The 8,008-nt window shown below is 54.7% G+C and carries 9 protein-coding genes; 2 read left to right on the forward strand and 7 right to left on the reverse strand.

Going from position 1 to position 8,008, the window contains the following annotated elements; all coding sequences use genetic code 11:
- Positions 1 to 457 precede the first annotated feature (457 nt).
- Positions 458 to 1,948 carry a small ribosomal subunit Rsm22 family protein gene (locus ACLQMU_RS05035; RefSeq protein WP_443673581.1) on the reverse strand — a complete coding sequence of 497 codons (1,491 nt, stop codon included), beginning with the start codon at positions 1,946 to 1,948 and terminating at the stop codon, positions 458 to 460.
- Between the two features lie 141 nt (positions 1,949 to 2,089).
- Between ACLQMU_RS05035 and ACLQMU_RS05040 the strand changes: the two genes are divergently transcribed.
- A complete protein-coding gene (locus ACLQMU_RS05040) occupies positions 2,090 to 2,383 on the forward strand; it encodes a hypothetical protein (RefSeq protein WP_422149740.1) in 294 nt (97 codons plus the stop codon).
- A 40-nt stretch (positions 2,384 to 2,423) separates the two neighbouring features.
- On the opposite strand, the gene ACLQMU_RS05045 is transcribed toward ACLQMU_RS05040, so the two are convergent.
- The 5 genes from ACLQMU_RS05045 to nifS are packed head-to-tail and all read right to left on the reverse strand — an operon-like array spanning position 2,424 to position 5,586.
- Positions 2,424 to 2,846 carry a molybdenum cofactor biosynthesis protein MoaE gene (locus ACLQMU_RS05045; protein WP_422149739.1) on the reverse strand — a complete coding sequence of 141 codons (423 nt, stop codon included), beginning with the start codon at positions 2,844 to 2,846 and terminating at the stop codon, positions 2,424 to 2,426.
- A gap of 17 nt (positions 2,847 to 2,863) precedes the next feature.
- Positions 2,864 to 3,142 carry a ubiquitin-like small modifier protein 1 gene (locus ACLQMU_RS05050; RefSeq protein ID WP_422149738.1) on the reverse strand — a complete coding sequence of 93 codons (279 nt, stop codon included), beginning with the start codon at positions 3,140 to 3,142 and terminating at the stop codon, positions 2,864 to 2,866.
- A complete protein-coding gene (locus tag ACLQMU_RS05055) occupies positions 3,139 to 3,924 on the reverse strand; it encodes a HesA/MoeB/ThiF family protein (RefSeq protein WP_424040901.1) in 786 nt (261 codons plus the stop codon). Before ACLQMU_RS05055 ends, ACLQMU_RS05050 begins: the two co-directional genes overlap by 4 nt.
- 41 nt (positions 3,925 to 3,965) lie before the next feature.
- Positions 3,966 to 4,400, reverse strand: coding sequence for a Fe-S cluster assembly scaffold protein NifU (nifU, locus tag ACLQMU_RS05060; RefSeq protein WP_424040900.1), 435 nt, complete (start codon positions 4,398 to 4,400; stop codon positions 3,966 to 3,968).
- Positions 4,393 to 5,586 carry a cysteine desulfurase NifS gene (nifS, locus tag ACLQMU_RS05065; protein WP_424040899.1) on the reverse strand — a complete coding sequence of 398 codons (1,194 nt, stop codon included), beginning with the start codon at positions 5,584 to 5,586 and terminating at the stop codon, positions 4,393 to 4,395. Before nifS ends, nifU begins: the two co-directional genes overlap by 8 nt.
- A 228-nt stretch (positions 5,587 to 5,814) precedes the next feature.
- Here nifS and ACLQMU_RS05070 point away from each other — a divergent pair, with 228 nt between their 5' ends.
- Entirely contained in the window at positions 5,815 to 6,153 is a 339-nt protein-coding gene (locus ACLQMU_RS05070) for a transcriptional regulator (protein WP_443673582.1), read from the forward strand.
- 283 nt (positions 6,154 to 6,436) lie between these two features.
- Here ACLQMU_RS05070 and ACLQMU_RS05075 read toward each other — a convergent pair whose 3' ends face one another.
- Positions 6,437 to 6,940: a hypothetical protein gene (locus ACLQMU_RS05075; RefSeq protein ID WP_443673583.1), complete on the reverse strand. Its 504-nt coding sequence runs from the start codon at positions 6,938 to 6,940 to the stop codon at positions 6,437 to 6,439.
- Positions 6,941 to 8,008: the final 1,068 nt, after the last annotated feature.

The following is an 8,008-nucleotide window of genomic DNA, read 5'->3' on the forward strand; positions in this document are numbered from 1 at the left end:
ACTCCCGTCGATTTTTTAAAGGAACGATAACTGACGCCAATGATCTGTTTCAGGGTAATTTTGCTAAGTGAGAGGAGCAGCCCAACAGGCGGATCCGGTTTTTCACGATCGCACCCGATGACGGGTTCGCGTTTTTCACTTTTTTTCACTCCGCTCTGACGTGACGCAGTGTGTGTAACATTACAGCCGGGCTGCGAGGTTAAGTACTGTGCAGATCCGGATTTTTTAAAATGCGTTGAAAAAACATTTCATTAATTGAGAAAATCTGGGGTTCCCTATGATAATCGTTCAGACGTAATGAGGAGATTATTACCTCCTTTGCCATCTACGATGAGTCCCGCCGTGTCCGGAGGGACTCTGAGGCGGGGAGATCTCGCACATTTTTACCGGTTTTTTGGTTTCGGAGTGAACTCAATCGGGTAATGTCCGTTTCTACAGGGCCCGATATTTCCCAATTTTAAACAATTGGTGTAACTTGCGTATTCCGGCTCACGAGCAGGTTATACGCATCGTGCGCCGGGTTATACCGCACAAGCACGTTCCGGATCTCGAGCACCGCCCCGTATGGCGCAGACCCGAGTTCCCTGTTGGACGGCATTATGTGAAATGCGGGCAGCACCGCATATACCGGTTTTTCCGCCGAGCCGTCGCAGAGCCTGAACAGGTGGGTCTCCTTATCGCCGAGATCCTCGGACATCTTCGCGGCCACCACCGTGATCCGTTTTCCCACGTTCAGGTGTACTTTGGACAGCCGCAGCGCTTTCGTATCTTTGGGGATGTGGCAGTGCGTGCGTGTTTTCCCGTCTCTGCGCAGCGACACGTAACTGTACTTGATATCGGTGTTCACGTACCGGAACGGCTCGTTGCATGCCGCGAGCGTGTTCATGATCCGGGTGGGCCGGATGGAGGGAGCGGTCTGGAAACTCCAGCACCGGTCCGGGGTGCAGTTGGTGCCCCAGACAAAGGTGCAGGGCGCATAGATCGAGAGTCCCCGCTTCTTTAACGCAAGGGCAAGAATGCGCAGGCCGGTAGAGGTCGCTTCCTCCGCGGGTTCGATAATGAGGATCGCCCCATCCGGTGCGAGCCGTTCTGCATAGTCCATGACAATATCCGCACGTGCTGCGACCGGCAGGCCGGCCAGTTCATTGAGCACGTTGGAAAAGACCATCAGGTCGACGCGGTCGGGAAGCTGCATCTCCCCGGGAGAGGTGATATCCGCTTCCCGTGGGGGCTCTATCGTCACCTGGGGATTTTGTGTGGCGACACTCCGGGCAAGAGCACCGAACGCCTCGATGTTCTCTTTCGATCGCTCGACCGAATGGACCGTCGCCCGGGCGGTATCAAGGCACATCCAGAAATCCTCGACGGCAAGCGGAATGACCCCCGGCCCGGTGCCGAGATCGAGGATCGTCATCTCCTGTTTCAACAGGCCGTCCCGGGCCATTTGCGCAAGCAGGTGCCGGGCCTGCATGAAGTAGACCGGGAAATGGTACGCAAGGTAGCCGAGCACCGCATACCCTTTCGTGTACTGGAGCGACCGTTTGTCCGCCGGTTTCCAGTAATCGTCCTTCTGGGCGACGATGGCACGGCGGAGCCGTTCGAGGATGACCGGATCGGACCAGTCCTTGCCGGTTTTTCCGGAGATATACTGTTCAATGACCGTTTCAAGAACAGAGGGCATGGAACCAAGGGAAAGATACGCATCAAGGCGTTTTTCCTCGGCAGCGTTCAGGATATAGGGCGGGGAGGGCTGGAGCCGCGAGATCGCGTAGTCTTCACCGGTCTTTTGTGCGGCAAGCCCGAGTGCGGCTAGGTGCGGCTGGAGCAGAGCGTACATCTGCCCGACACTCAGCGGTTCGTCCAGGTAAACTGCAATCTCGGAGAGCAGAAAGGCCGGTTTTGTGCCGGCCACGTATTTTACTGTTGAAAGAAACTGTTTTCCGGTCATAACCTGCCGGGATCTTTAGCACCGTGCGCTCATACATCTTTGGATGATGAGCCGCCTCCGTTCTCCTGCCGGGTCCCCGAAAAAGATCGCGGCAAATCCGCAGTCTCTTTTCCGGCCGGCTTCCTTTTTCCCGGTGACCGCATGCAATCCGTCCGGTTCATGTACCAGAACGACAACGTACCTGTGAGGAATGGCGGTATGCTCGATCACTGTCCCGGTGCGGCAAACCTGAAGACACCGACGCTCGCGATCAAAAAGTGCCCGCAATGTGGGGAGGACGTTGAATTGTTCTCCAACGATATTTCAGTGAAGTGCAGTACATGCGGGTTTGTGATCTACAACGATATCGCATCGTGTGTGCAGTGGTGCAGGCATGCCCGGGAATGCGTGGGCGAGGAGATGTACCGGAAACTGACGGAAAAGAGGGTGGCCTGACAGGAAAGGCCGGCGAGCTCTCCCGGTGCATTGACCCGGGTTATTTCCCGGTCCCGCACCCGTGCTGGTGATCACCGGGCACCCAGCGATCCCCGTCCCTGCACAGCTCCTTTTTCCAGATCGGGACACCCGCCTTGATCGCTTCGATGATAAACCGCGAGCCTTCGTACGCCTCTTTGCGGTGCCCTGCGCCCACCACGATGACAAGAATGTTCTCACCGATGGCAAGGCGGCCGATCCGGTGAATGACGTCAACAGAGAGGAGGTTGTAGGTCTCTTTCGCCTCCGACGCGATCTTCTCCAGCTCGGGGAGCGCAACCTCCCCGTATGCCTCCAGTTCCATCTCGCGGATATCGTCATCCCGGACGATCCCGTCAAAGACAACGATCGCACCGGTCCCCCGCTTTTTCGCTGCGGTGATAAGTTTCCCGATATCGACATCGTCGGTCTGGATCGCGATCATACCTGTACTCCCGGCAGTTATCCGCCCGCCACCGGGGGGAATACCGCAATCTCGTCGCCGTCTGCAACCCGGGCCGTTCCTGCTGCGGCAGTATCCACGCGCTTTCCATTCTGCATTATGATGACAAACTCCCGGAATGCACCGTTCTCATCGAAGAGTGCATCATACCCTTCCCGGTTCTTCTGTGCGATCTCCTTTACCAGATCCACAAGTCCCTTTCCTTCCGGGACAGTGACTACGATATCGGTCCCGAGCAGCTCCCGGAACCGGGCAAAAAACCGTACCCTTACCGTCATTCTTTCTTCCTCTGTTGTGTTCTCTTTGACCCTGATGCCGGTTCACTCTCTGAACCGCATCCCGCCCCGCATGACGGGCAGGCCGGGTTCCTTTCAACGAAAATTTCTTCCGCGTGCATCACCATGCCATCCCAGATCAGCAGGCGGTTGGCGAGGAGATCTCCGGTGCCAAGGAGATACTTGAGCACCTCGGTGGCCTGGATTGTACCGATAACGCCGGGGGTCGCTCCCACGACCGGAAAGACCTCCTGCGGGGGCGCGCAGGGAAAGATGCAGCGCAGGCAGGCTGTTTTCCCCGGGAGAATGGTCGTTGCCTGGCCATAGAATCCCCGTATCGCACCATGGAACAGCGGGATCCGCTTTTCAAGCGCGATATCGTTAAGCAGGTACCGGGTCGGGTAGTTGTCCATCGCATCGATAATCCCGTCTGCATGTCCGATCAGCTGGCCGGCGTTCGACTCATCGATGGTGGTATCGATCACCCTGACAGCGATATCAGGGTTATAGGCCTGCAGCTTCTCCGCGGCGGATTCAACCTTCTTCTTCCCGATATCCCGGTCATAATGCAGGATCTGCCGGTTGAGATTGGTCTGGTCCACGACGTCGTTGTCCACTACGGTGAGCGTACCGACCCCGGCCACCGCAAGGTAGATCGCAACCGGGGAACCAAGCCCCCCCGCCCCGGCAATGAAGATATGGGCCTTTTTAAGGCGTTCCTGCCCTTCATCGCCAAAAAGCATTATCTGGCGTTTGTATCGTTCGCGTTCGCGTTCGGAAAGCATTAATTTCACCTGACAACCCGGATCTGGTACGAGGGTACAGCCTACTCCTGGCACACGGGATCTTCCCCATGCTCATGTGAATGGGGGGACGTCTCCTCCCAGGGAACAAGACCGTGTTTCGCGCGGTAGTCGTTGATCGCCTTATGGATGCCCTCTTCGGCAAGCACCGAGCAGTGCATTTTTATTGGCGGCAGGCCGTCAAGTGCCTCGGCGACCGCCTTGTTGGAAAGCTGCCACGCGTCCTCAAGGGTTTTTCCCCGTACGAGTTCGGTGGCCATGCTGCTCGATGCGATTGCCGCCCCGCAGCCGAAAGTCTTGAACTTCGCGTCGGTGATGATGTTATTCTCGATTTTTAAAAAAATCTTCATGATATCGCCGCAGACCGGGTTCCCGACCTCACCGACGCCGTCAGGATTCTCGATCTCCCCGACATTGCGCGGGTTTTTGAAATGATCCATCACGGTTTCGCTATACATGGGACCCTCCGTCCTTTGTTGTCTTCTGGTATAATGGAGACATATCCCGCAGCCGGGATACTACCTTCGGCAGCACCTCAAGCACGAAATCGATGTCCTCTTCGGTGTTTGCATCGCCGAGTGTCAGCCGCAGCGAGCCGTGCGAGATCTCCACCGGGAGGCCGGTGGCAAGCAGCACGTGCGAGGGTTCGAGTGAGCCGGAGGTGCAGGCACTGCCAGTCGATGCGCAGATACCCTCGTCATCCAGCCACAGGAGCATCGACTCCCCTTCGATGAATTCGAAGCTGATATTAACGTTCCCCGGCAGCCGTTCTGTCGGGTGACCATTGAGACGGGCATGAGGGATCGTATCGAGGATGCCCTCCATGAGCCGGTTGCGCATGGACCGGATCCGTGCGTTATGGCCTGCGATATCCGCCGTGGCGAGCTCGATGGCCGCTCCGCACCCGACGATCCCGGCAATATTCTCGGTGCCGGCCCGCTTCTTTCGTTCCTGGCCGCCGCCATGGATCAGGTTCTCGATCCTGACGCCGTTCCGTATGTAGAGGGCGCCGACCCCCTTGGGGCCGTATAACTTATGGGCGGAAAGGGAGAGCAGGTCGATGTTCTGTGCCTTCACGTCGATGGGGATATTCCCTATCGCCTGTACTGCATCGGTGTGGAAGTACACCTTGTGCTTCTGTGCAATCGCCGCGAGTTCCGGGATCGGTTCGAGGGTACCGATCTCGTTGTTCGCGTACATGATCGAGACGAGGATCGTTTTATCGGTGATCGCCTTTTCAAGGTCAGCCGGATCGACACGGCCGTACCGGTCCACCGGGAGGTAAGTTACCGTAAATCCCTCTTTTTCAAGGAACCGGCAGGTGTGGAGAACCGCATGATGCTCGATCGTTGTGGTGATGATATGGTTGCCCCGCTTCCGGTTGGCATACGCAACGCCTTTTATCGCCCAGTTGTCGGATTCGCTCCCTCCCGAGGTAAAATAGATCTCGTCAGGGTTCGCCCCGAGCGCTGTTGCTACCTGTGCCCGGGCCGTATCGATGGCCTGTTTTGATTCACGTGCGATACTGTAGATGGAAGAAGGGTTGCCGAAGTGCCGGGTGAAGTACGGGATCATGGCATCGACGACCTTTTCTTTGGTGTACGTCGTTGCGGAGTGGTCCATGTAGATAATGCGCTTTCCCATGCTCTCTTTCCTAGTGTTTTACGTGAATATGTGCGCGTGTCGTCTGATTATTCTTTTGTTATCCTGGATAGGCGGGCAGCCTTTTTGGGCTGGATTGGTTCGTATTCCACTCTGCTCCCGTGTAAACGGTGCATGTTAAGTGCTATTTTTACGGCCCCACAACAAATTCACAATTGTGAATACAACGTATTTATGTAACAATTGTGATAACTTAAAGGTTGTGATATAATGGAATCTCCCTGCCAGAAGATCGTCTGGGATGTCCTGCCGGCAATCCGTGCCGCTATCGCGGTCGAGCTCGTGAAGTGCGGGGTGTCCCAGGTCGAAGCGGCGAGGATGCTGGAGATTGCACCCTCCGCGGTCTCCCAGTACCTCTCCGGGAAACGCGGATACCGCATCGAATTCGAAAACGATGTAAAGAAATCAATAGAACTGCTTGCCCGGGATTTAAAGGAGGGCAAAGAAGTTAACCTCGTGCAGCGGACTTGTGATATCTGCCGCCAGCTCCGGGAAGGCGAGGATGACCAGTGCGGGAGCAGCACGGACCGTCTCAGGTGCGGCAGTTAACCTAGGGTTTTATGTATTTATATTTCTGATTTTTGGGCTCTATAGAAAAAGTAAATTTTCAAAGGTAAAATAGCGATAAAAAGATCCAAGATCCCGTGCCTCCCGAAAAGACTGCGTAAGCGGGGTAATGGCAGATCCCGACCATACGCCGGCCAGAAGACAAGAGCAGGGTAGACACCTCCGATCCGACCCGGGCCTGAAACACGGGACGAAGGGCACCCGATCATCTGCGGGGGATGACGGAGGGGGGGTTTCCTAAAAAAAGACAAATGCAGCTGCCCGCTCACTGCAGTGCCGGTACTGTCTTTGCCCACTCACCTACCCGTTTTTTTACTGCATCGTCTTTGTATGCAGAGATCGCGACCCGGTCCCGGGCAATACTCATAAACCAGAGCGTGCCGTCCGGGTCGTGGCACTGGAGGGTCACGGAAAAGAGGTCGGCATCGGGGATGTGTTTTGCTTTCCCGCCGTGGGCCAGTGCGTTGGCGGTGTTCGAGACAACCGCAGCGATCCCATCCTCGTACCCGTCCAGAGTGTGATAGATCTCCGACCCAGATCCCACCTGGACGCGGTTTTTATCGAGGTACACGAACTTTGCGGTGTACATCTCCCGGATCTTCTCGACCGGCGGATGGTTCTTTCTCCCGGTCATGTACGACGTGCACCCGAACGGGTTTTTCACGATGATATCCCGGACAAACACGGAAAACGCACCTATGTCGGGGAAGGGGTTTTTCGGGTAAAGGACGGCACTTTTTGTCCCGGTCTTTTCTCTGAATACAGCCATGGTGATCAGCACGGTTTTTTGTTTCAGAACTGCGGGGGCATGTGGAGTCCCCGCCGTCTTCGTAATAACAGATGAACGGGCGTGTGCGATACATAGTTTCCGGTCATTTTTGCTGGGCAGCCCGGCACACGATTCATCCCTTAAAAATGCATCTTTTGCCGGGCAAAATTAGGGTGGGGTCGCACCTGAAATTGCATGACCCCCCTGTTTTTGGGGTTTGATCGGGCCGCTTTTTTTATCCTGTGGGGTCCGCTTCACGGCCGGCCAAAACTTGTCTTATGTGCGAATATTCACGGGCAAAAATTGGGCCGGATTTTGCGGAACCGGGGGCGGGATCACAAGGGTTTCCAGGGCCCGGTTCGGGCTCACAAAAAGGGTGTGACCCCCCCTCCCCCATCATGCGATTTGTGGTGGGTACTCTAGAAGATTCCGTGACGTGAAAATTATAGTATTTGGGACTAATAACAGGCTCGTGAAATTAGGGGGGGGGTCATGCATGATTTTGTATGACCCCCCTTGTTTGGGGGTGTGTTTTGATCCCTTTTCAAAACGCTCTTGGGGGCTAAAGCCCCCGCCACGTGGACATCCCCCTGTTGCGATGATGTCTCATAAGGTAATACAGCATCATCACTTAATGTAAGATAATAATATGAACGGAGGCTGAAAACCCGGAAAATATAAACTTGCATGATTGTTATTGTTAAGCATGCCACGGAAAAAGAGGCAAACCGATCTTATAAAAATAGTAAACGATATGGGAGAGGATATTGATAGGATTGTGATTAACAGAAAAACCGACAGATATCTCGAAGGTATTGTTTTGACATATAGTTTCATTGAAAATATCCTAAAATATACTGCTTTTTAAACCGATATTGGGATCAAAACGGGATTGACGTCGATTGCGGTGTATCCCTTGAACAAAATCAGGAACATTATCAAAAAATTTGCTCTGTAGAAAACCTTCACCCGGAGAAATTGTAGAAATCTGTGAATGTTACAGACGATCATTTTGTTAGCGATTTCTTTCGTCTGAATCAGGAATCTTCGAGATTTGAGATCACCGCT

It is taken from the genome of Methanoregula sp., from assembly GCF_052325125.1.
In the GTDB taxonomy this organism is placed as follows: domain Archaea; phylum Halobacteriota; class Methanomicrobia; order Methanomicrobiales; family Methanospirillaceae; genus Methanoregula.